This is a genomic window from Halobacterium sp. KA-6 (assembly GCF_021029015.1).
GTDB lineage: Archaea > Halobacteriota > Halobacteria > Halobacteriales > Halobacteriaceae > Halobacterium.
On record NZ_JAJJZH010000009.1, the window covers coordinates 54383 to 74516 of the forward strand.

Consider the following 20134-nt stretch of genomic DNA (forward strand, 5'->3'; position numbering starts at 1 on the left):
ATGACCAAGAAGGCGACCCTCCACACGAGCGAGGGCGACATTACGGTCGAGCTGTACGACGAGAAAGCACCGAAGACGGTCGAGAACTTCGTCAAGCTCGCGAAGGACGACCCCGCCGCTGGTGCCGACCCCGCGCCGGACACGAAGACGTGGGAGGACCCCGAGAGCGGCGAGGTTCGGGGCGACTCGCTGTACCGCGACGTCGCGTTCCACCGCGTCATCGAGGACTTCATGATTCAGGGCGGCGACCCGACCGAGACCGGTCGCGGCGGCCCCGGCTACCAATTCGAGGACGAGTTCCACGACGACCTCCGCCACGACGACGCCGGCGTGCTCTCGATGGCGAACTCCGGCCCGGACACGAACGGCAGCCAGTTCTTCATCACGCTGGACGCCCAGCCCCACCTCGACGACCGCCACGCGGTCTTCGGGAAGGTCACGGACGGCATGGACGTCGTCGAGGAAATCGGCAACGTCGACACCGACCGCAACGACCAGCCCAAGCGCGACGTCGTCCTCGAATCCGTCGAGATTCACGACTAATCGGGCTCCGGCGACCGACACTTCAAAGCCCTCCAGCACTAATTTCTGCGTATGACTGACGACGCGGACGCCGTCGACCCCAGCGACATCGGCGAGACCGACGCCCCGCCAGTCGACGAGAAACCCTACAAACTCGTCTTCGAGGCGAACAAGTGCTTCGGCGCGGGCAAGTGCGCGGAAGTCTCCGCGAATTGGGAGATGGACCTCGCCTCCGGCATGGCCAAGCCCGTCTCGTACTTCTTCGACGAGGACGACCTCGACCACAACGTCGCCGCCGCCGACGCCTGCCCCGCGAAGAAAGGCGACGGCGTCATCCACGTCGTCGACCGCCGCACGAACGAGGAAATCGCGCCCGACCCCCACGGCGACGGCACGCTCTCCGTCGACTGGTAGGACCGTAACGGACTTCTCCCCGCGGCCTCCACGACGTAATGCGAGGATGGCCGAGCGGCCAAAGGCGGCGGGCTTAAGACCCGCTCCCGTAGGGGTTCGTGGGTTCGAATCCCACTCCTCGCACGTACCTTTTGCTGCGCTCGTTCGCTTCGCTCACTCGCTGGCAAAAGCTACGCCAAAAGCACTCCTCCCTCCCGTTGGTCGGTCGTCGGCCCGCGCTCCCTTCGGTCGCGCGGTGAATCGCGGACCCACCGGGTCCTTCGGACCGCTCGGTCCGCGAATGCAACCTGTGGCGAACTCAGTCGCTACGAGCTACCCCACCAACAGCCACGCCAATCCAATCGCCACACCAGCGCCGACCAGATTCCCGAGCGCGTGGAACGCGGCCGCGCCGAATCGCTCGTTCTCCACGAGGCCGACGACGTCCACGCTGAACGAGGAGAACGTCGTGAACGCGCCGCAGGCTCCCGTGCCGAGCAGCAGCATCGCGTCGTCGCTCGCCCCGGCGAACGTGAGTGCGGCGAGCACGAACGTCCCCAGAACGTTCACGACGAGCGTGCCCGTTGGGTAGCCCTCAGTCCGGACGGCCTCGCCGACCGCGTACCTGAGGACAGCGCCGAGCGCGCCACCGACGCCGACGAGCATCGAGGGCGGTAGCAGGAGGTCCATCACGCGCCACCTCCGTAGCGAACGACGAGTGCGCGCCCGGCGACCACGCCGAGGAAGCCGAGCGAGTAGTTCGCGACGACGTTCGCGACCATCAGTTCGGGCGAGACGCCCGCGGTCTGAACGGCGAACGTGCTGTAGGTCGTCAGCGAGGAGAGGAAGCCAGTGCCGAGGAGTCGTTGGGTGCGCTCCCCGAGGGCGTCGCTGTCGGCGGCTACGTAGACGAGCACACCGAGCGCGAGGCTGCCGGCTGCGTTCACGACGAGCGTACCGGGCAGGCCGGGCGCGAGCAGCGAGACCGCGTACCGGAGGTTCGCGCCGGCGAACCCGCCGACTGTGACGAGCGCGACCACGGTCAGCGAGCGGCGGTAGTTCAGTCCCATGCCACGAGCGAATCGCCGGAACGTGCGCGACAGTCCCACTTACGGGCGTCGAAGTCCCGGAGCGCAACACCCAACTGCGAGCGTCACCTCCTAGCTCGTAATGACTGACATCGAGCAGGAACTCGCCGACCACGGGCGCTTCACCCGTGACGATGGCGAGTTCGTCCCGACGACGAACGACTGGGACGCCACGGTCACAGTCGGCGACGACACGGTCGAAATCACGGTCGTCGTGCCGACACTGGACGCCGCGACGAACGACAACGTGGCGGACGTCGTCGAGGACGGCTGGTACGACACGTTCGAGCGCCGCGTCGTCGACGCCGACAGCGTCACGCTCGCGAACGACGTCGAGGTCGAATCCGTCTCCCGCGAGGACGGCGACATCACCGTCGAAATCACGTTCTCCCCCCGCACTGGGAAGGCGGCCGACGACGCGCTCGCGCTCGTGAATTACGTCGAAGGCACGTGGTTCCAGGGCGTCATCCCCGGCTACGACTACGTCGAGAAGGTCGACCAGATGCGCCAGCAGGCCGCGCAGAACGCCCAGGGCACGGAAGGCACGCCGCTCTAGTCGCGGCTTCGGGCTTCGTTCTTTCAGCGACTACTCTGCCGACGCGAGGCGCTACGCGCCTCGAAATGCGCGAACGGCGTCGCCGTGAGCGCGAAGCGGACCGAAGGAGGAGTGTCTTTTTCGCGGCTTTTGCCGAGTGAGGCGCGCTCCGTGCGTCCCACGTAGCGCAAAGAGTGGCGGCGCTAGGTCGGCGTCGTCTGGATGTTCAGCGCCTTCCGGATGACGTTCGAGAAGCTGAACGAGCAGACCATGTACCAGATGATCCAGACGGGGAACACGAACGCGCGGCCCGTGTTGAAGTTGACCTCGCCCATCAGCGGGAGGACCATCTGGACCTCCTCGCCGGTGACTTGGCCGGTGCCGAGCTTCCAGTACATCCAGAGGAACGCCGGGATGGTCAGGAGCATAATCCACGCCATCGGGCGGAACTGCTCTTTGAGCATGCCGGCCTGGTCGCCGAACGCCTCCATCTGCTCCTCGCGGAGGCGCTCGATTTCGGCTTCGTCGCCGCGCTCTTTGGCGTCGGACATCTTGTCCTGGAGCTTCTGGGCGCGCTCCTGGTACTTCGACATCTTGCTCATGTCCGTGAGGTTCGCCTGCAGGAGCGTGGAGTACAGGCCCGTGAGGACGGCCAGGGCCATCACGACGACGTAGAACGGGAGCATCGCGTCCAGCGGCCCGAGCACGACCTCGACGGCTCCGCCGATGGTGTTCTGAATCGGCTGGAAGTTGTAGCCGAGAATCGCGGCGAACGACCCGACCGCCGCGAGCTTGTCCCACTTCGACCACGACGAGGATTCCGGGCTCTCGTCGAGTTCCTCCTCGGGTTCGAGTCCCTCGCGGACGCCGTCTGGGTCCGCGAATTCGAAGCCCTCGCCCGACTCCACGAGAACGTCTTTCTCCAGTAGGCGTCCCCACTGGCCGCTGGAGACGTCGCCCTTGACGTCCCGCCAGCGAATCTCACCCTCGTGGTCGAGGAGGTCTTCGAGTACGTCGGCCAGTTCGGGGTCCTCGCGGACCAGCGAGCGGACTTTCTCCGCGGTTCGAGACATCTTCTTGGCTGTTCTTTGCGGTGGCCGCTTGAACCTCTTACGGAACTACCGACGAGTCGTTCGGCGAGAAAAACGCGTTCCAGCGGTCCGTCCGTCAGTTCGCGCGCGCTTCGACGGTGGCCTTGACGTCCTCCCAGACCTCGTCGGGGGTCTGTTCGCCGTCGATTTCTTCGAGCACGCCCTGGTCGCGGAAGTACTCCACAACGGGCGCGGTGTTCTCCTCGTACACCTCGATGCGTTCGCGGGCGGTCTCCTCGGTGTCGTCCTCGCGCTGGTAGAGGTCGCCGCCGCACTCGTCGCAGACGCCTTCCTCCTCGGGCGGGTTGAAGTCGACGTGGTAGGTCGCGCCGCAGTCCTCGCAGACGCGGCGGCCGGTCAGCCGGCGCACGAGTTCGTCCTCGTCGACGTCGAGGTAGAGCACGACGTCGAGGTCCGTGATGGAGTCGAGGTACTCCGTCTGGCTCTCGTTGCGCGGGTAGCCGTCGAGGACGAAGCCGTCGGCCTCCTCCAGGGCGGTCTTGACGATTTCGTTGACGACCTCGTCCGGGACGAGTTCGCCGGCGTCCATGTACTCGCCGGGCGTGTCGTACTCCAGGTCAAGGTGGCTGATGTCCATTCCCTTGTTCTCGCGGAGCGCGTCCCCCGTCGTGATGTGCTCGATGCCGAATTCCTCGGCGAGACGGCGGCTCTGCGTGCCCTTGCCAGCGCCCGGCGCGCCCAGAATCAGGATTCGCGGGTTACTCATACCGTCCCGTTTCCGGGCCTCGATTAAGGAGGTGTTGTTTCCGGCCGAACTGACTCGCACATCCGACCTGCTTTGTGGGCGGGCCGCCAACCCCACGTATGACCAGATTCGACGCCGACACGGACGCCGGCCGCATCGAACTCGTCGCGGACGCCATCGTCGCCCACCGCGAGCGCGACAGCGCGTTCTGCACGCTGGAAGCCGACGAGGACCCCAGCGGCGACCCCGAGTTCCTGCCGCCGTGGGTGCAGTTCGCCGACGGCACGCTCAACCTCGACTGCACCGACGAGGAGCTCGACCGGCTGGCGACGGTCGTCTCCCGGTTCGGCGCGTTCACCATCGAAGAACGCGAGACCATCCCCGCCGAGTCCGCCGAGGAGTCTCCCGGGACGAACGTCCGCATCGAGGCGCGCGCCGACGACGACCGCGTCGGCCAGTTCGTCGACGCGCTCTTCCAGAACGTCTACGACCTCCCTGCGGACTTCAAACTGTGGGCGGTCGAACTCTGAGACTCGCGGCGTGGGAGTCGAAAGTATAAGGGTACGCGGTACACACCCGCGAATATGAGATTCTCACGCCCAACACCCGTAGGAGCGGGTTTCCACGCGCCGTTCGAAACGGGTGGTTGCGATGGGTGACCTCCTCGAATTGGTCGTCGTTCCGGTCGCCAGCGAGGCCGACGCGGAGACGACGATGGACGCAGTCCTGCCGCGCGTCCGAGAAGCCGGCGGGTCGGTCGTCGCCGTCCACGTCGTCGAGAAGGGCGGCGGCACGATAGACAAGGCCAGCGTCGAACAGCGCGAACTGTACGCCGAGGACGTCTTCGCGGTCGTCGAGGACGCCTGCGCGGACGCCGGCGTCGCCTGCGAGACGGACCTCCGGTTCGCCGAGGACGTCGTCGACGGCATCTTCACCGCCGCCCGCGACCACGGCGCGAGCGCGGTCGCGTTCACGCCCCGCGAGAGCAACCGCTGGCTCGACCTGCTGGCCGGCGACCACGCCCGCGACATCGTGAATCGAGCAGACCTCCCGGTCGTCGTGTTCCCGGCGGAGGACGCCGATGAGTGACCAGGAGCTCGCGAAAGACCTCGGGCCGCTGGCCGCGCTGACCATCGGCGTCGGGACGATGATTGGCGCCGGCATCTTCGTGCTGCCGGGCGCCGCCGTCGAGACCTCCGGCCCGCTGTCCGCGCTCGCGTTCCTCGTCGGCGGCGGCATCGCGCTGCTGACCGCACTGGCCGCCTCGGAACTCGGCACCGCGATGCCGAAAGCCGGCGGCGCGTACTACTACATCAACCACGCGATGGGCCCGATGTTCGGCTCCATCGCCGGGTGGGCGAACTGGATGGGGCTGGCGTTCGCCTCGGCGTTCTATATGTTCGGCCTCGGCCAGTACGTCATCACGTTCCTCGCGGTGCCCAGCATCGACCTCTGGGTGCTCTCGCTGCCGCCCGCGAAGGTCGTCGCACTCGCCGGCGCGGCGTTCTTCGTCGGCGTGAATTACGTCGGCGCGAAGGAGACCGGCGGCCTCCAGAACGTCATCGTCGTCACGCTCGTCGCCATCCTCGCGGTGTTCACGGCCGTCGGCGCGTGGAATGCGGACCTGAACTCGCTGCTCCCGCTCGTCCGCGAGGGGAAGGGCTTCTCGACGGTGCTGCCCGTCACCGGGCTCGTCTTCGTCTCCTACCTCGGGTTCGTCCAGATTACGAGCGTCGCCGAGGAGGTCAAAGACCCCGGGAAGAACCTCCCACGGGCTATCATCGGCAGCGTCGTCCTCGTCACGCTCATCTACGCGCTCGTCCTGCTGGTCGTGCTCGCGGCGGTGCCGAACGAACTCGTCGCCGGCAACGACACCGCGGTCGTGGACGTCGCCCGCCGACTGCTCGGGCCCGCGGGGGCCGTCGCATTGCTGTTCGGCGGCCTGCTCGCGACCGCCTCGTCGGCGAACGCGTCCATCCTCGCGTCCTCGCGCATCAACTTTGCGATGGGGCGGGACAAGCTCGTCTCCGACAGCCTGAACACGATTCACGACCGGTTCGCGACGCCGTACCGCGCAATCGGGCTCACCGGCGTCTTCATCCTCGTGTTCGTGCTGTTCGGCAACCTCGAAACGCTCTCGACGATGGGGAGCACGCTCCACCTTGTCATCTACGGGCTGTTGAACGTCGCGCTCGTCGTGATGCGGACCGTCGACCCGCCAGAGTACCAGCCCGACTTCCGCGTCCCGTTCTACCCGGTGACGCCGATTCTCGGCGCAATCACGTCGTTCGCGCTCATCGCGTTCATCAACCCGACCATCGTCGCGGCGACCGCGGCGTTCGTCGTCTTCGCCGTCGCCTGGTACCTCGTCTACGCGCGCTCGCGGGCGACCAAGACCGGCATCCTCTCGCAGTACCTCCAGGCGAACCCCGACACCGCGCCCGACGCCGCCGTCTCCGCCGCGGAGTCGATTGCACCGGACGGGTCGGACTACCGCGTGCTCGTGCCGCTGGCGAACCCCGAACACGAGACCGACCTCATCACGCTCGGCGCAGCCGCGGCGAAGGCCAACGCCGGCCGCGTCGTCGCCGTCCACGTCGTGCAGGTGCCCGACCAGACCAGCCTCGCGTACGCCGACGAACACCTCGACGAATTCACGGACGCCGCCGAGAGCGAGCGACTGCTCGAGAACGCGCGCGCCGACGCCGAGGACTTCGGCGTCCCCGTCGAGACCCACACCATCCTCTCGCACCGCTCCTTCGAGGAACTGTTCGACGCCGCCGAGACCCACGACGCCGACCTGCTCGTCATGGGCTGGGGGCCGGACAGCCACGGGTCGCCGGGCCGCGCGGAGTCCGCCGTCGACGAACTCGCCGGCGACCTGCCGTGTGACGTGCTCGTGTTCAAGGACCGCGGGTTCGACCCCTCGCGCGTCGTCGTCCCGACCGCGGGCGGCCCGGACAGCGAACTCAGCGCCGCCATCGCGCGCTACCTCCGCGAACAGTTCGGCAGCGAGGTCACGCTGCTGCACGTCGCCGACGACACCGAGGCCGGCCGCGACTTCCTCGAAGCGTGGGCCGACGAACAGGGCCTCTCGGACGCCGAGTTGCGCGTCGAGTCCGGTGACGTCGAGACCGCCATCGCGGCCGCCGCCGAAGACGCGTCGATGCTCGTCGTCGGCGCGACCGAGCGCGGCCTCCTCGGGCGTCTCGTCACGGGGTCGCTCGTGCTCGACGTCGTCAACGAGGTGGACTGCTCGGTCGTACTCGCGGAGAAACAGCGCAGCCGGTCGCTGCTCGAACGGCTGCTCGGCTGACCGGCGTCAGGACTTCCAGTACGCCCGCGTCAGCAACACGAGCACGGGCAGCACTTCCAGCCGGCCAATCCACATCAGCACGACCATCGCGAGTTTCGTCGTCTCGGGGAGGAACTCGTAGAACCCCATCGGGCCGACGAGCCCGAACCCGGGACCGACGTTCCCGAGGGTCGCGGCGACCGAACTCATCACTTCCAGCGCGGTCAGCGATTGTTCGATGCGCGTGACGTCGATGGCGACGAAGATTGTGCCGGCGACGAACAGCGCGAAGTAGACGGCGGTGAACGCGTAGATGCCCCGGACCGCCTTCTCGTCGAGCGCGCGGCCGCCCAGGCGGACGGGTTTCACGGCCTCGGGGTGGATGGTCACGAACAGTTCGCGCTTGAGGCTCTTGAGGATGACCAGCCAGCGCACCATCTTCACCGCGCCACCCGTGCTGCCCGCGCTCCCACCGAGGAAGATGGCGATGAACAGGACGTACTGGCTGGCGTTGCCCCACTCCGCGAAGTCCATGCTCGCGTACCCGGTCGTGGTGACGATGGACGCGGCCTGGAAGGCGGCGTGGCGTAGCGACGCTTCGAGGTTGCCGGCGACGGGGCCGACCGCGTCCCGGACGCCGAGCACCGGCCCCGTGAACAGGAGGCCGGCCAGCAGCGCGGTGACGGTGCCGACAACGCCGAGGTAGAAGCGGAACTCGGAGTCGCCGAACAGCGCCTCCGTGTCGCCGGTCAGCGCCTGCCAGATGAGCGCGAAGTTCGTCCCCGCCGCGAACATGAACGGGACGATGACCCACTGGACGATGCCGGAGAACGCCTCGATGGAGCGCGCCTCCGGGCTGAACCCGCCGGTCGCCATCGTCGTGAGGCCGTGCGCGACGGCGTTGTACAGCCCCATGTTGGGCGCGTAGCCGGTGCGGTGGAGGCCGTACAGCAACAGGACTTCGAGGAGGGTGATGCCCGCGTACGCCAGCCACAACGCCCGCGCGGTCTCCGCGATGCGGGGCGTGAGCTTCTCGATGCTCGGGCCGGGCGCTTCGGCTTCCATCAGTTGCGCGCCACCAACCGAGAGTTCGGGGAGGATGGCGACCGCGAGCACGACGATACCCATGCCGCCGAGCCACTGGGTGAGCTGGCGCCACAGCAACACCGCGTGGGAGTGCGTGTCGAAGGAGATGTCACCCATTACCGTCGCCCCCGTGGTGGTGAACCCGCTCATCGTCTCGAACAGCGCGTTCACGGGGTTACCGAGCGTGGAGCCGGGCGCGGACGCGGCCACGACGCCCGGGATGCCGTGAGCCGCGAACAGGTACGGCAGTGCGCCGACGATGCTCGCCGCGAGCCACGTCAACGCGACCATCAGGAACCCCTCGCGTGCGCCGAGGTCCGTCGGGTCGCCGACGGTCTCCAGCGCCGACCCCGCGGCGAACGCGACGATAATGGTGGCGACGAACGCCGCCAACCCGCCGTCGCCGTAGTAGAGCGCGACCGCCACCGGCGCGAGCAGTGGCACGGTCAGCCACTTCACGACCGTGCCGACGAGCGCGAGGCTGTCCCGCCAGTCGACGCGAATGGTCATAGACCCGGCCTCGCGGTCATAGTTTCGACGTCACCTCTTCGAGGGCGTCGGCCTGCACGAACGCGACGACGTGGTCGCCGGCTTCGACGACCGTACTCCCGCGCGGGGTCACGTACTCCCCGCCGCGCGTGATGGCGCCCACGACCACGCCACCGGGCAGGTCTGCCATCACGTCCTGGATGGAGCGACCCGCGAGCACGCTATCCTCGTCGACTTCCACCTCGACGACTTCCGCGCCGCCGGGTTCGATGATGGCGACGTTCTCCGCGCGGCGCTCCCGCGTGAACCGCGTAATCTCTTCGGCGGTCACCCGGCGGGGGTTGACCGCGACGTCCACGCCGACCGTCTCGAAGAGGTCGACGTAGCGCGCCTGCTCGACGACGGCGATGGTGCGCTGGGCCCCCTCGCGTTTCGCGAGCAGCGCCGCCAGGAGGCTGCGCTCGTCGCTGCCGACCGTCGCGATGACCACGTCCGCGTCCTTGATGTGCTCCCGGGAGAGGAACTCGGGGTCGGTGGCGTCGTGGGAGTACACCGTCACGGACGGCAGCAACTCCGCGAGTTCGCGCGCGCGGTCCTCGTCGAATTCGATGATGCGCACCGAGATGCCGCGCTCGACGAGCGACTCGGCGGTGAGTTGTCCGGTCGTCGACCCGCCGACGATGACGACGTCCTCGACCTCGCTGGCCGCGCTGGCGGGGTCGATAGAGCGCGCGAACTCGCGCACGCTGGCCGGTCGCCCGACGACGACCACGCGAGCGTTCCCCTCGATGACGGTGTCACCGCGCGGGACGCTGGCGTGGTCGGCGCCCTCCGGAATGACGGCGACGAACGTCAGCTCGTCGAAGCGGTCGGCTTCCGCGACCGTTTCCCCGGCTATCGGGCTGTCCTCGGGCACCTCGAACTCCGCCATCTGAATCGACCCGCCCGCGAACGGGTCGACGTCACGCGCGGTCGGCAGGCCGACGACGCGGACGATGGCTTCCGCCGCCAGCAGGTCCGTGCACACCATGAAGTCCACGCCGAACGCGCCGTGGTGTTCGCGCCACGTGTCGAGGTAGTTCGTGTCCTCCACACGCGCGATGGTGAACGCGTCACTGATGGTGTCCACGGTCGCGCACGTCGCGAGGTTCGTCTCGTCGTCGTCCGTGCTCGCGATGACGACGTCGGCCTTCTCGACTTCGGCTTCCCTGAGGACGTCGAGGTCCGTGCCGTCCCCGGTGACCGCGAGCACGTCCTCCGAGTAGGTCAGCGATTCGACGCGCTCCGGGTCGACGTCCACGACCACGACTTCGTGGGCGTCGGAGAGGCTGCTGGCGATACTCGACCCGACCTCGCCAGCGCCGACGACGAGAATGCGCATCAGTTCGCCACCCCTTCGTACATGCCCGGTAGGTGAATCCCCTCCGTGAATAGCGCTTCGGAACGGCCAGCGTCGTCGTACGCGCGTCGTCGGGGTGCGACGTCCCGGCCGCCGACAGCCGTTTGTGGGCTCCGAAACTACCCCCGAGCATGGGTCTGGGCCGCCGCCTCCTGATGGTGCTCGTCGGCGTTGCCTCCCTCGTCTGGCACGTCGTCGCCGCGGCGGTCGTGCTCTGGGCGCTGGTCGTCGTCTTCTCCGCGGACGTCTCCCCGGTGACCGCGCTCGGCGTCGTCGCCACGGTCACCGTCGTGTTCGGCTACCTCAGCTACCGCGTCGGCACCGCGCGCGTGCTCGCACAACTGCACGCCGTCCCGCTGGAACCCCGGAACGCGCCCCGCGCCTACCGCGTGCTCGAGTCGCTGGCGGACCGTATGGGCGTCGAGGCGCCGACGCTGTACGTCGCCCGGATGCCGGTCCCGAACGCCATCAGCCTCGGCGGGCCCGGCGGCGCGGTCGTCTTCGACGAGTCGCTGTTCCGCATTCTCGATGCTGCCGAGTTCGAGGCCGTGCTCGCGCACGAACTCGCGCACATCGAGCGCCGGGACAGCCTCGTGCAGTCGCTGGCGTTCGCCGTCGGCCGCACGCTCGTGGGCTTCCTCGCGGTGCTCGTGTTGCCGGTCGCGTTGCTCGCCCGTGGCTGCAACCGACTGCTCGCGTGGGCACGCGGCCGACCGGGCGCAGACTCGGGGCTGGCGTTCCACGAGCGCATCGGCCGGCTGGTGCTCGTCGCGTTCGTCGCGCTCACGCTGGTCGTCCGCGCGCGTTCCCGGAAGCGCGAATTCGAAGCCGACGACCGCGCGGTCGACGTCACCGGCGCGCCGCTCGTACTGGCGTCCGCGCTCCGGAAGATTCAGCGCGCCAGCGAGCCGCGCGGCCTGTTCGCGCCGCTGTCCCGGCGTCGCAACGAAGAAGACGGCGTCGAGCGGTGGTTCTCCACGCACCCCGCGATGGACGACCGCATCGAGCGCCTCCGCGAGCAAGCAGAGACGGAGGGCGGCGTTACGCGCCGTCGGTGACGATGCTGGCGACGCGCTCGCGGTCGAACAGCTGTTCGTCGGCCGGAATCTCGGGGTAGTGGTCGCCGTTCTGGTAGTCGGGCCACTCGCCGAACGTCTCCGGGTAGAGCTGCTTGGCGGTCATCTCCAGCTGGAAGAGGTTCATCAGCGGGCCCTGGTAGCGCATCCCGGAGGCGTAGACGCGGTCGTTCTCCAGCGCGGAGAGCCGGCCGCCCGCGTCGCTGTTCCGGAGTTGTTCGCGCACCGACGCCATGTCGTAGTTCGGCGTCGCGCCCCAGAGGTGGAGGATGACGTCGGGGTCGGCGTCGAGCATCGCCTCGTAGCCCACGGTCCCCCAGAGGCTCGACCAGTCCTTCTCCGCGAACGCGTCGTGGGCGCCCAGCGGGCGGGTGTCGGCCAGCCAGTAGCCGGGCTTGTTGAGGTGGTACGTGTAGAAGTTGCCGTCGCTGTACGTCACGCGGACCGCCGTCGGGCGGTCTTCCTCGGGCGGGAGGTCGGCCTCGATGGTCGCGAGGAGGTCGTCGTGGACCTCGCGGAGCGCCTCGGCGCGCTCGCGCTCCCCGAAGACATCGGCGACGTGGCCGAACAGCTCCCAGAGCGTGTAGTACTCGTAGGCGTCGCGGTACTGCTCGGGCGCCGGGGCGTGGGTGCCGCTGTAGAAGTTCCCGAAGAACGGCGCGACGTTCGTCGTGATGTCCTCGATGTCGTCGACCGCCCAGTTGTCCTGCGTGACGAGGTACGCGGGGTCGAGGAAGTGCACGTCGCTGTCGAGGTTGTACAGCTGTTCTTTGCCGATGCCGTCGCCGAACGGGTCCGGAAGGCCCTCCCACTCGAAGGAGACGCCGTCGAGGCGCTCGTAGTAGTGGTTCATCGTCGTGCCGGACATCTCCGGGACGTAGAGGGAGTTGACGGCGTCGCCGCGACCGAGCGCGACGGCCATGTCGGCGTACTGCGGGAACAGCACGAACGCGCTCTCCGGCGGCTCGTCGAACGTGACGTCGCCGACCGGCGCCAGCGACGCGCTGGTGGACGTGTCCACCGTCGTGGTGCTCGTCGCGTCCGTGTTCGCGTTCGTGGTCGTGGCGTCCCCGTCACCGCTGTCGGGGCTGGCGCAGCCCGCGAACAGGCCGGCGGCAGCTGCCGCGCTCGCTCCCTTGAGATACTGTCGACGCGTGAACGGCTCGCGTTTCTCGCCCATGGATTTTAGGCTGCCCTAAACGAATATAGGGGTTTGGATTCCGTCCGGACGGCTATATAGCGCTCGTTGGGAGACCTTCACAAACAGACGGCTACGCCGACCTCACAGTCGTATATATCACTCATATTATAGTTCATATAGTGGAATGTCTTCCGTCCACGTGATGGCGCAGGATTCGACGCGTCTGTCCGACCTCGTATCGCGGCGGAAATTCATCGCGACTGCCGGCGCAGCAGGCGTCGCAACGGTCGCAGGCTGTTCGAGTGGGGGCGACAGCGACGGCGACACCAGCGAGCCGACCACTGCGGACCCGAGCAGCGACCAGGAGACGACCGCCGGCCAACAGTCCAACGAGATGGACACCAGCGTGCTCACCGGCGACGGCTCCTCGACGGTGTTCCCGATTACGAACACCGCCGCGAGCTACTGGAACTCCAACCCCGAAGCCGGCGACGGCGACTACTGGCCGACCGACTGGGCCGACCAGTACGGCACCGAGATGCGGCTCGCGGACTACTTCGCCAGCCAGTACGGTTACGAGCCGACCGGCGAGCGCTCGAACCCGCCGTTCCGCGTGAGCATCGCGCTCAGCCACTCCGGAACGGGCATCGAGGGCGTCATGGAGGGCCGCGTCGACATCGGCGACTCCAGCGCCTCCGCACAAGCGGAACTCGCCGGCAGCGACCCCTCCGAGGAGACCCTGAACAACTTCGTCGACCACGTGGTCGGCGTCGACGGCCAGCCCATCGTCGTCAGCAACGAAATCGCGGACGCTGGCGTTGAGAGCATCACCATCGAGGAACTCCGCTCCATCTACCGCCAGGAGATTACGAACTGGTCGGAGCTCGGCGGCCCGGACCGCGACATCCTCGCGCTCGGCCGCGCCGAGGGCTCCGGGACGGACACCGCGTTCCGCGCGAACGTCTTCGGTGACCCGAACGCCTCCATCAGCCCCGACCAGCGCTTCGGCCAGAACCAGCAGCTCCAGCAGGCGATTACGCAGGCCGACAACGCCATCTCCTACATCGCGCTGGCGTTCGTCGAGCCCGACGGCGGCACGCCGCCGCTCGACCTCGTCATCGACGGCACAACGTACTCCTACGGCGACAACCTCGGCGCGGCAGAGTACCCGCTCTCCCGCGACCTCCACGCCTACACCTGGGAAGACACGTCCCGGAAGGAAGCCGCGTTCATCAACTTCGTCCTGAGCGACTTCGGCCAGGAGACGTTCGTCAAGTCGAACAACTACTTCGCGCTGCCCGACGACCGGCTCCAGACCCAGCGCGAGAAGGTCGCGCCGTCGAAGTACGAGTAAGCGCCGACCGCCGCGTGCGCGGTCTTCTCGACACACGATTTATTACACATGACCCAGTTACTCGGCCGGACGCGGGAGTTGCCGACACGGCTCCGCGCGTTCGTGACCCGGCGCGTCGAAGCGACCAGACAGTGGGCACACAACTACCGGTCCCGAACGCAGGACGGCGCTATCGTGATGCACGTGCTCGTCTTCGCGTCTCTGCTCGCGACGTTCCTGTTGTTCCTCGCCGGCTCGGCGTGGACCGTCGTCCCGGTTCTCGCCTTCCTCGTCGTGATGGGCGTCGGCTGGTACCGCTACCAGGCCGAGGCCGCGAAGGCGTTGACGTTCCTGACGACCGTCGTGACGGTGTCGATACTCTCGCTCATCGTCGCGTTCCTCCTGATTCGGTCCGAACCCATCGTCGCGCACATGGGCCTCGACGTCCTCACGCGCATCGAACAGCCGCTGTGGACGTCCAACCAGAACGGCGTCTACTCGCTGACGCCGATGATGGTCGGCACCGCCGTGACGACGGTCATCGCGACGCTCGTCGCCGCCCCGGTCGGCATCGCGGGCGCGGTGTTCGTCAGCGAAATCGCGCCCCGGCGCGTCCGCGAAGTGGTCAAACCCGGCATCGAACTGATGGCCGGCATCCCCTCGATTACGTACGGGTTCATCGGGCTCACCATCCTCAACCAGTACTTCTACGCGGAGTTCCGGACGCCGACGATTGGGACGTACTTCGCGGCCGGCCTGATGATTGGCATCATGGCGCTCCCGACCGTCGTCACCGTCGCCGAGGACGCCCTGAACGCCGTCCCCGAATCCATCAAGAGCGGCGCGCTCGCGATGGGGTCGACGCCGTGGCAGACCACCAAGAGCGTCACCATCCCCGCGGGGCTGTCCGGCGTCTCGGCGGGCGTCCTGCTCGGCGTCGGCCGCGCGATGGGTGAGACGATGGCAGCGACCGTGATGCTCACGCACACGAAGGGGTTCCCGTCGCCGGTGTTCGACGTGTTCTCGAACTACGGCGAGACGCTCACGACCGTCATCGCCTTCGAGGGTGGGAACGCCAGCGGCCTCCACATGAGCGCGCTGTTCGCGGGCGGCGTCGTGCTGTTCGTGATGGTGATGCTGCTCAGCGTCGGCTCCCAGTACGTCGAGTGGCGGATGCACCAGAAGCTCGGGGGTGAGCGCTGATGAGCAACGTCCGCCGCAACCGCCTCGTCGCCGGCGACTCGGGGACGAGTACGCTCGTCTCCCGCGGCGTGCTCGCCGTGTCCGCGCTGGCGTTTCTCGCGTCGTGGCTGGTCGTCTTCCAGTGGGTCGACGAAACGGCCCCAATCGCCGGCGTCCACGTCCTGAAGCTCCTCGGTGTCGCCCTCGTCGCGGCTGGCGTCGGTCTCACTGTCGTCGGCGTCGGCTCCCGCCTCGAATACTTCGAGAGCACGCCGTCGTCGAGCGCCGGTCTCCCGGTCGGCTTCGTCTTCGGCCTGCTCTGGGCGGTCCTCGGCGGCCTCGTCGCCACGCGACTACTCGGGAACGCGCTCGCGATGTGGCTCCCCGTCGCCGCCGTGTTCGGTATCGTCGGCCTCCTCGTGTCGGTGCTCCCGCGCGAGGACGTCGGGTCGACGCTCCCCGTCGCCGCGATTCTCGTGCTGCTCGGCGGCTACGTCGCCGTCGGCGGCGTCAACGCCGGCTGGACGTGGTCGCCGTCGTGGTCGTCGGCGGTGTTCCCCGGGAGCGAACTCGTGCCGCTGCTCGTCGTCTTCGGCGCGCTGCTGAGCGCGTGGAGTGCCGCGAAAGCCAGGGACGGCTTCGGCGCAGAGGGCCGTCAGGCTGGCGCGTACTACCTCGTCGGCTCGGTCGTCTTCGCCATGCTCGGCGTGCTCGCGCTCCTCGTCGCGTTCATCGTCAAGAACGGCCTCGAAACCATGCTCACGGGAACGAGCCTGACGGGCGGCCACCTCACGCTCCCGTTCGTCGGCAGCGTGCCGTGGGCGGAGTTCCCGTTCCTGCTGAACCAGACCGGCGGCCTCTTCGTCGAGGTGCCCGGCGTCCTCCCCGCCGTCATCGGGACGCTGTGGCTCGTGTTCGGCGCGGTCCTGTTCGCCGTCCCGCTCGGCATCGGGGCCGCCGTCTTCCTCACCGAGTACGCCGAACGCGGCCGATTCACGCAGGTCGTCGAAGTGGCGACCAACGGCCTCTGGAGCACCCCGAGCATCGTCTTCGGGCTGTTCGGACTGGCGTTCCTCGTCCCGCGCATCAGCGGCGGGAACTCCATCTTCGTCGGCCAGCTCGTGCTCGGATTCATGCTGTTGCCGCTCGTGCTCATCACGAGCCGGGAAGCCATCCTCGCGGTGCCCGACGCACACCGCGACGCCAGCGCCGCGCTCGGCGTGACGAAGTGGGAGACCATCCGCAGCGTCGTGCTCCCTGCCGCGATGCCCGGCACCATCACGGGCGTCATCCTCGGCGTCGGCCGCATCGCCGGCGAAACCGCGCCGCTGCTGTTGGTGTTCGGCGGGTCGCCGTACCCCAGCAGCTACCCGAACGTCCTCGGGAGCTTCGAGGTCAGCACCCAGCCGCCGTTCGTCACCAACGAAGCGCTGCTGTCGCCGGCGAGCGCGCTCCCCTACCAGCTGTACTCGACGATAACTGCGGGCGTGTTCCCCAAGGAGATATTCACCAACACCGAGTTCGGCTGGGGGACCGCGCTCGTCCTCCTGCTCGTCGTCCTCGGCCTCTACGCAATCGGCGTCGGCAGCCGCCTCTACTTCCGGAGGAAGCTACACCATGAGTAACACCGAAGCAGTCCACGAACCCAGCGAGCCCGCACAGCAACTGACTACCACCGGCGAGAGCGACGAGCACGTCCGCGAGGAGTGGACCGACTACGGCTTCGACGGCGACGCCAAACTCGCTGTCGAGGACCTCGACGTGTTCTACGGCGAGGAACAGGCCCTCCAGAGCGTCTCCCTGAACGTCCCCGAGGAGAGCGTCACCGCGCTCATCGGCCCCTCCGGCTGCGGGAAGTCGACGTTCCTGCGGTGTCTGAACCGCATGAACGACCGCGTGAAGAGCGCCCGCATCGAGGGCTCCGTGAAACTCGACGACGAGGAGATTTACACCGACGGCGTCAACCTCGTGGAACTCCGCAAGCGCATCGGCATGGTGTTCCAGGAGCCCAACCCGTTCCCGAAGTCCATCCGGGACAACATCTCCTACGGCCCCCGCAAGCACGGCGACCTCGACACCGGCTTGCTCGCGCGCTTGCTCGGCCGCGACGACCGCGAGGACGAACACGCACTCGTCGAGCGCGCGCTCGAGCGCGCGGCGCTCTGGGACGAGGTGAAAGACCGCCTCGACGACAACGCACTCGGCCTCTCGGGCGGCCAGCAACAGCGCCTCTGCATCGCGCGCTGTCTCGCCGTCGACCCGGACGTCATCCTGATGGACGAACCCGCGTCGGCGCTCGACCCGATTGCGACCGCGAAAATCGAGGACCTCATCGAGGAGCTCGCCGAGGATTACACCGTCGTCGTCGTCACGCACAACATGCAGCAGGCCGCCCGCATCAGCGACCAGACAGCGGTCTTCCTCACGGGCGGCGAGCTCGTGGAGTACGGCGACACCGACCAGATATTCGAGAACCCCGAGAGCCAGCGCGTCGAGGACTACATCACCGGTAAATTCGGGTGATTACGTTGCCACGCGAGGAGTTCCAGCGGTCCCTCGACGACCTCCGTGCTAGCGTCTCCGAGATGGGCGACCTTGTGTTGGGTCGCCTCGACGACGGCCTTGACGCCCTGGAAGCCGGCGACGACGGCCTCGCGCGGGCCGTCATCCACGGCGACGACGAAGTCAACGAGCGCTACCTCGCTCTGGAGAGTGAGTGCATCGACCTGTTCGCGCTCCAGCAGCCCGTCGCCGGCGACCTCCGGTTCGTCGCCGCGTCGTTCAAAATCCTCACCGACCTCGAGCGCGTCGGCGACCTCGCGACGAACTTCGGCCGGTACGCGCTCGCCACCGACGACGCCCGCCGCGTGGACGTCGACGTCGTCGACGTCGGCCGGGACGCTCGCGACCTCGTCGCGGACGCTCTCGACGCGTACGCCCAGAGCGACACCGACGCCTGCTACGATATCTCCGAGCGCGACGACGACATCGACGCGCTCTGTCAGGCCGCCAGCGAGCGCGTCGTCCGCGACCTCATCGAACGCGAAGCCGGCGACGACCCCTGGCAGACCGAAGCGCTGATGGACGACGTCTCCCGGCTGCTGTTGACGATTCGGGACGTCGAACGCGTCGCCGACCACGCCGTCAACGTCGCGGCGCGCACGCTGTACGCCGTCGAGAGCGACCCGGAGCTCGTCTACTGACGCCGCAGGCTCTTCTCGATTCGTCGCTGTCTAGCGTAGCACGCGAAGAAAGTGTGGTCGTTGCGTGGTGGTCGATGCGAGTGCCGGTGGGCCGTCCACCGAGCGTTCGGCGCGAGGTCAGTCGCCGCCGCCGAACATGTCCCGCATCATCGGGTGCATCTCCATCATCTGCTCTTCGGCAATCTCCTCGTAGAGCTTGTACGTGATGGATATCGTCAGCAGCAGGCCCGTCCCGGTGACGTTCCCGATGGTGCCGAGCATGTTCGCCATGACGGCGAGCAGCCCGACGAGCGCGCCGCCGAGCACGGTCACCTGCGGGATGTACCGTTCGAGGACCTTCTCGATGACCCCGAGGTTCTTCCGGAACCCGGGAATCTGCATCCCCGAGTTCTGAATCTGTTTCGCGGTGGCCTCCGGGCCCATGTCCGTCGTCTCCACCCAGAAGATGGCGAAGATGGCGCCGCCGACGATCATGAACGTCAGGTCGACCCCGATGCGAACCATGATCTGCCAGGGCTCGATGGTCGCGGGCGTGCCGCCCAGCCACCACATCCAGCTCTCCCGGTTGTACACCGGCGAGAGGTAGTAGAACAGCCCGCCGATGGCGGTGCCGTCCGAGTAGACACCCAGCCAGGACGGGAGGTTCGTCGTCGAGTTCAGAATCTGCCCGATGAATTGGATGTTCGCCTGCAGCGCACGAACGAGGATCATCGGCAGGACGCTCGCGTAGATGAGCTTCACGGGGAACCGACCGCGCGCGCCCTTCACGCGTGCGTGGCTCAACGGAATCTCGACGCGAACGCTCTCGGCGTACACGACGGTGACGTAGATGAGCAGCGTCGTGAACAACCCGAGGATGCCGCCCTGGATGAGCAGGAACGACAGCCCGTCGACCGAGAGCATCGGTGGGATGTTCGAGACGTTGCCCAGTGCCAGGTCGACCCAATTCGGGAGCAGCCCCTGGTTCGGGAACTGCCCCTCCCAGAAGATGAACCCGCCGACGAGGCTCTGGCTCACGCCTGCCACGATGAACAGGCCGATACCGGAGCCGACGCCCCATTTCGAGATGACCTCGTCCATGAACAACAGGAGAATGCCACCGGCGGCAATCTGGGCGAACAACAGCACCTGCACGCCCAGCGAGCCGATGCCGAGGCTCTGCGCGACCGCTGCGCTAGGCTGCAGGAAGTTCCCGAAGAACACCATCGGGATGCCCGTCAGGAACACCATTACGATGACCAGCAGCTTCTGCAGGCCCTGGTAGAGTGCCTGGTCGCGGGGGTCGTTCGTGTCCAGTCCCAGCAGGTTCGCCCCGCCGAGCAGCTGGAGCACGATGCTCCCCGTGACGATGGGGCCGATGCCGAGTTGGAGCACTGTACCCTGGCCACCGGCGAGCAGGCTTCGGAACTGTGCGAAGAGGTCCTGACTCGCGCCGGTGTCGAGCCCCCAGAGCGTGACGTTCGTCAGGAAGAAGTACAGGACGAGCACGCCGGCCGTCCAGTACATCTTGCGGCGGAACGGCACGTGTCCTTCCGGACGCTGGACTGCGGGCATCCGCGTGAGGACCGGTGCGGCAGTCTCCTTCCATCCCATGG

19 protein-coding genes, 1 tRNA gene and 1 pseudogene are annotated in these 20134 nt (G+C 67.7%); 13 read left to right on the forward strand and 8 right to left on the reverse strand.

Annotation, left to right across the window (positions count from 1 at the left end; genetic code table 11):
- The 3 genes from LPA46_RS15160 to LPA46_RS15170 all read left to right on the forward strand — a co-directional run bounded on the left by LPA46_RS15160 (nucleotide 1) and on the right by LPA46_RS15170 (nucleotide 1059).
- The gene (locus LPA46_RS15160) at nucleotides 1–543 is read left to right on the forward strand and encodes a peptidylprolyl isomerase (protein ID WP_230893218.1); all 543 of its coding nucleotides are present in this window, start codon (nucleotides 1–3) and stop codon (nucleotides 541–543) included.
- 51 nt (nucleotides 544–594) lie between these two features.
- A complete protein-coding gene (locus LPA46_RS15165) occupies nucleotides 595–936 on the forward strand; it encodes a ferredoxin (RefSeq protein ID WP_230889584.1) in 342 nt (113 codons plus the stop codon).
- Nucleotides 937–976: 40 nt separating this feature from the next.
- Nucleotides 977–1059: transfer RNA gene (locus tag LPA46_RS15170), tRNA-Leu, on the forward strand.
- Nucleotides 1060–1248: 189 nt separating this feature from the next.
- Here the strand turns inward: LPA46_RS15170 and crcB are convergent.
- Together crcB and LPA46_RS15180 are read right to left on the reverse strand one after the other, a co-directional pair.
- Nucleotides 1249–1605, reverse strand: a complete 357-nt coding sequence (crcB, locus tag LPA46_RS15175; protein ID WP_269073720.1) for a fluoride efflux transporter CrcB — start codon at nucleotides 1603–1605, stop codon at nucleotides 1249–1251.
- Nucleotides 1605–1985, reverse strand: coding sequence for a CrcB family protein (locus tag LPA46_RS15180; RefSeq protein ID WP_230893220.1), 381 nt, complete (start codon nucleotides 1983–1985; stop codon nucleotides 1605–1607). The genes crcB and LPA46_RS15180 overlap by 1 nt, the downstream gene beginning before the upstream one ends.
- A gap of 100 nt (nucleotides 1986–2085) precedes the next feature.
- On the opposite strand from LPA46_RS15180, the gene LPA46_RS15185 reads away from it, so the two are divergent.
- Nucleotides 2086–2559: a DUF5813 family protein gene (locus LPA46_RS15185; RefSeq protein ID WP_230893221.1), complete on the forward strand. Its 474-nt coding sequence runs from the start codon at nucleotides 2086–2088 to the stop codon at nucleotides 2557–2559.
- Between the two features lie 182 nt (nucleotides 2560–2741).
- Here the strand turns inward: LPA46_RS15185 and LPA46_RS15190 are convergent, their stop codons facing one another.
- Nucleotides 2742–3611: a DUF106 domain-containing protein gene (locus LPA46_RS15190; RefSeq protein WP_230889580.1), complete on the reverse strand. Its 870-nt coding sequence runs from the start codon at nucleotides 3609–3611 to the stop codon at nucleotides 2742–2744.
- 94 nt (nucleotides 3612–3705) lie between these two features.
- On the reverse strand, nucleotides 3706–4356 hold the full coding sequence (locus tag LPA46_RS15195) for an adenylate kinase (protein ID WP_230893222.1): 651 nt from the start codon (nucleotides 4354–4356) through the stop codon (nucleotides 3706–3708).
- Nucleotides 4357–4454: 98 nt separating this feature from the next.
- Here LPA46_RS15195 and LPA46_RS15200 point away from each other — a divergent pair, with 98 nt between their 5' ends.
- The 3 genes from LPA46_RS15200 (at nucleotide 4455) to LPA46_RS15210 (ending at nucleotide 7651) form a co-directional block, all read left to right on the forward strand.
- Nucleotides 4455–4865 carry a hypothetical protein gene (locus tag LPA46_RS15200; protein ID WP_230893223.1) on the forward strand — a complete coding sequence of 137 codons (411 nt, stop codon included), beginning with the start codon at nucleotides 4455–4457 and terminating at the stop codon, nucleotides 4863–4865.
- 121 nt (nucleotides 4866–4986) lie between these two features.
- Nucleotides 4987–5424: a universal stress protein gene (locus tag LPA46_RS15205; RefSeq protein WP_230893224.1), complete on the forward strand. Its 438-nt coding sequence runs from the start codon at nucleotides 4987–4989 to the stop codon at nucleotides 5422–5424.
- Nucleotides 5417–7651, forward strand: a complete 2235-nt coding sequence (locus tag LPA46_RS15210; RefSeq protein ID WP_230893225.1) for an amino acid permease — start codon at nucleotides 5417–5419, stop codon at nucleotides 7649–7651. Before LPA46_RS15205 ends, LPA46_RS15210 begins: the two co-directional genes overlap by 8 nt.
- A 6-nt stretch (nucleotides 7652–7657) precedes the next feature.
- On the opposite strand, the gene LPA46_RS15215 is transcribed toward LPA46_RS15210, so the two are convergent.
- A complete protein-coding gene (locus tag LPA46_RS15215) occupies nucleotides 7658–9226 on the reverse strand; it encodes a TrkH family potassium uptake protein (protein ID WP_230893226.1) in 1569 nt (522 codons plus the stop codon).
- A 16-nt stretch (nucleotides 9227–9242) separates the two neighbouring features.
- Nucleotides 9243–10586 carry a Trk system potassium transporter TrkA gene (gene trkA / locus LPA46_RS15220; protein WP_230893227.1) on the reverse strand — a complete coding sequence of 448 codons (1344 nt, stop codon included), beginning with the start codon at nucleotides 10584–10586 and terminating at the stop codon, nucleotides 9243–9245.
- Nucleotides 10587–10735: 149 nt separating this feature from the next.
- Between trkA and LPA46_RS15225 the strand changes: the two genes are divergently transcribed.
- Nucleotides 10736–11662, forward strand: a complete 927-nt coding sequence (locus LPA46_RS15225; protein ID WP_230893228.1) for a M48 family metallopeptidase — start codon at nucleotides 10736–10738, stop codon at nucleotides 11660–11662.
- On the opposite strand, the gene LPA46_RS15230 is transcribed toward LPA46_RS15225, so the two are convergent.
- A complete protein-coding gene (locus tag LPA46_RS15230) occupies nucleotides 11646–12860 on the reverse strand; it encodes an ABC transporter substrate-binding protein (RefSeq protein WP_230893229.1) in 1215 nt (404 codons plus the stop codon). The genes LPA46_RS15225 and LPA46_RS15230 overlap by 17 nt on opposite strands.
- Nucleotides 12861–13023: 163 nt before the next feature.
- Between LPA46_RS15230 and LPA46_RS15235 the strand changes: the two genes are divergently transcribed.
- The 5 genes and pseudogenes from LPA46_RS15235 (at nucleotide 13024) to phoU (ending at nucleotide 18539) form a co-directional block, all read left to right on the forward strand.
- Nucleotides 13024–14175 carry a PstS family phosphate ABC transporter substrate-binding protein gene (locus LPA46_RS15235; protein WP_230893287.1) on the forward strand — a complete coding sequence of 384 codons (1152 nt, stop codon included), beginning with the start codon at nucleotides 13024–13026 and terminating at the stop codon, nucleotides 14173–14175.
- Nucleotides 14176–14223: 48 nt separating this feature from the next.
- Nucleotides 14224–15357 (forward strand): phosphate ABC transporter permease subunit PstC, encoded by a 1134-nt coding sequence (gene pstC / locus LPA46_RS15240; RefSeq protein WP_230893230.1) that lies wholly within the window; start codon nucleotides 14224–14226, stop codon nucleotides 15355–15357.
- Nucleotides 15357–16961 carry a phosphate ABC transporter permease PstA gene (gene pstA, locus LPA46_RS15245; protein WP_230893231.1) on the forward strand — a complete coding sequence of 535 codons (1605 nt, stop codon included), beginning with the start codon at nucleotides 15357–15359 and terminating at the stop codon, nucleotides 16959–16961. The genes pstC and pstA overlap by 1 nt, the downstream gene beginning before the upstream one ends.
- Nucleotides 16962–17007: 46 nt before the next feature.
- A pseudogene (gene pstB, locus LPA46_RS15250) lies at nucleotides 17008–17859 on the forward strand (phosphate ABC transporter ATP-binding protein PstB); the annotation flags it as partial.
- A 5-nt stretch (nucleotides 17860–17864) separates the two neighbouring features.
- Nucleotides 17865–18539, forward strand: a complete 675-nt coding sequence (gene phoU, locus LPA46_RS15255; protein WP_230893233.1) for a phosphate signaling complex protein PhoU — start codon at nucleotides 17865–17867, stop codon at nucleotides 18537–18539.
- 117 nt (nucleotides 18540–18656) lie between these two features.
- On the opposite strand, the gene secY is transcribed toward phoU, so the two are convergent.
- Nucleotides 18657–20132 (reverse strand): preprotein translocase subunit SecY, encoded by a 1476-nt coding sequence (gene secY / locus LPA46_RS15260; protein ID WP_230893234.1) that lies wholly within the window; start codon nucleotides 20130–20132, stop codon nucleotides 18657–18659.
- Nucleotides 20133–20134 lie beyond the last annotated feature (2 nt).

Coding starts and splice junctions, on each gene's coding strand:
- LPA46_RS15210 (WP_230893225.1), top strand. CDS start 5,417: ATGAGTGACCAGGAGCTCGCGAAAGACCTCGGGCCGCTGGCCGCGCTG.
- LPA46_RS15185 (WP_230893221.1), top strand. CDS start 2,086: ATGACTGACATCGAGCAGGAACTCGCCGACCACGGGCGCTTCACCCGT.
- LPA46_RS15230 (WP_230893229.1), bottom strand. CDS start 12,860: ATGGGCGAGAAACGCGAGCCGTTCACGCGTCGACAGTATCTCAAGGGA.
- LPA46_RS15215 (WP_230893226.1), bottom strand. CDS start 9,226: ATGACCATTCGCGTCGACTGGCGGGACAGCCTCGCGCTCGTCGGCACG.
- trkA (WP_230893227.1), bottom strand. CDS start 10,586: ATGCGCATTCTCGTCGTCGGCGCTGGCGAGGTCGGGTCGAGTATCGCC.
- LPA46_RS15225 (WP_230893228.1), top strand. CDS start 10,736: ATGGGTCTGGGCCGCCGCCTCCTGATGGTGCTCGTCGGCGTTGCCTCC.
- LPA46_RS15195 (WP_230893222.1), bottom strand. CDS start 4,356: ATGAGTAACCCGCGAATCCTGATTCTGGGCGCGCCGGGCGCTGGCAAG.
- LPA46_RS15190 (WP_230889580.1), bottom strand. CDS start 3,611: ATGTCTCGAACCGCGGAGAAAGTCCGCTCGCTGGTCCGCGAGGACCCC.
- LPA46_RS15180 (WP_230893220.1), bottom strand. CDS start 1,985: ATGGGACTGAACTACCGCCGCTCGCTGACCGTGGTCGCGCTCGTCACA.
- LPA46_RS15205 (WP_230893224.1), top strand. CDS start 4,987: ATGGGTGACCTCCTCGAATTGGTCGTCGTTCCGGTCGCCAGCGAGGCC.
- LPA46_RS15200 (WP_230893223.1), top strand. CDS start 4,455: ATGACCAGATTCGACGCCGACACGGACGCCGGCCGCATCGAACTCGTC.
- LPA46_RS15165 (WP_230889584.1), top strand. CDS start 595: ATGACTGACGACGCGGACGCCGTCGACCCCAGCGACATCGGCGAGACC.
- secY (WP_230893234.1), bottom strand. CDS start 20,132: ATGGGATGGAAGGAGACTGCCGCACCGGTCCTCACGCGGATGCCCGCA.
- pstA (WP_230893231.1), top strand. CDS start 15,357: ATGAGCAACGTCCGCCGCAACCGCCTCGTCGCCGGCGACTCGGGGACG.
- crcB (WP_269073720.1), bottom strand. CDS start 1,605: ATGGACCTCCTGCTACCGCCCTCGATGCTCGTCGGCGTCGGTGGCGCG.
- pstC (WP_230893230.1), top strand. CDS start 14,224: ATGACCCAGTTACTCGGCCGGACGCGGGAGTTGCCGACACGGCTCCGC.
- LPA46_RS15235 (WP_230893287.1), top strand. CDS start 13,024: ATGGCGCAGGATTCGACGCGTCTGTCCGACCTCGTATCGCGGCGGAAA.
- LPA46_RS15160 (WP_230893218.1), top strand. CDS start 1: ATGACCAAGAAGGCGACCCTCCACACGAGCGAGGGCGACATTACGGTC.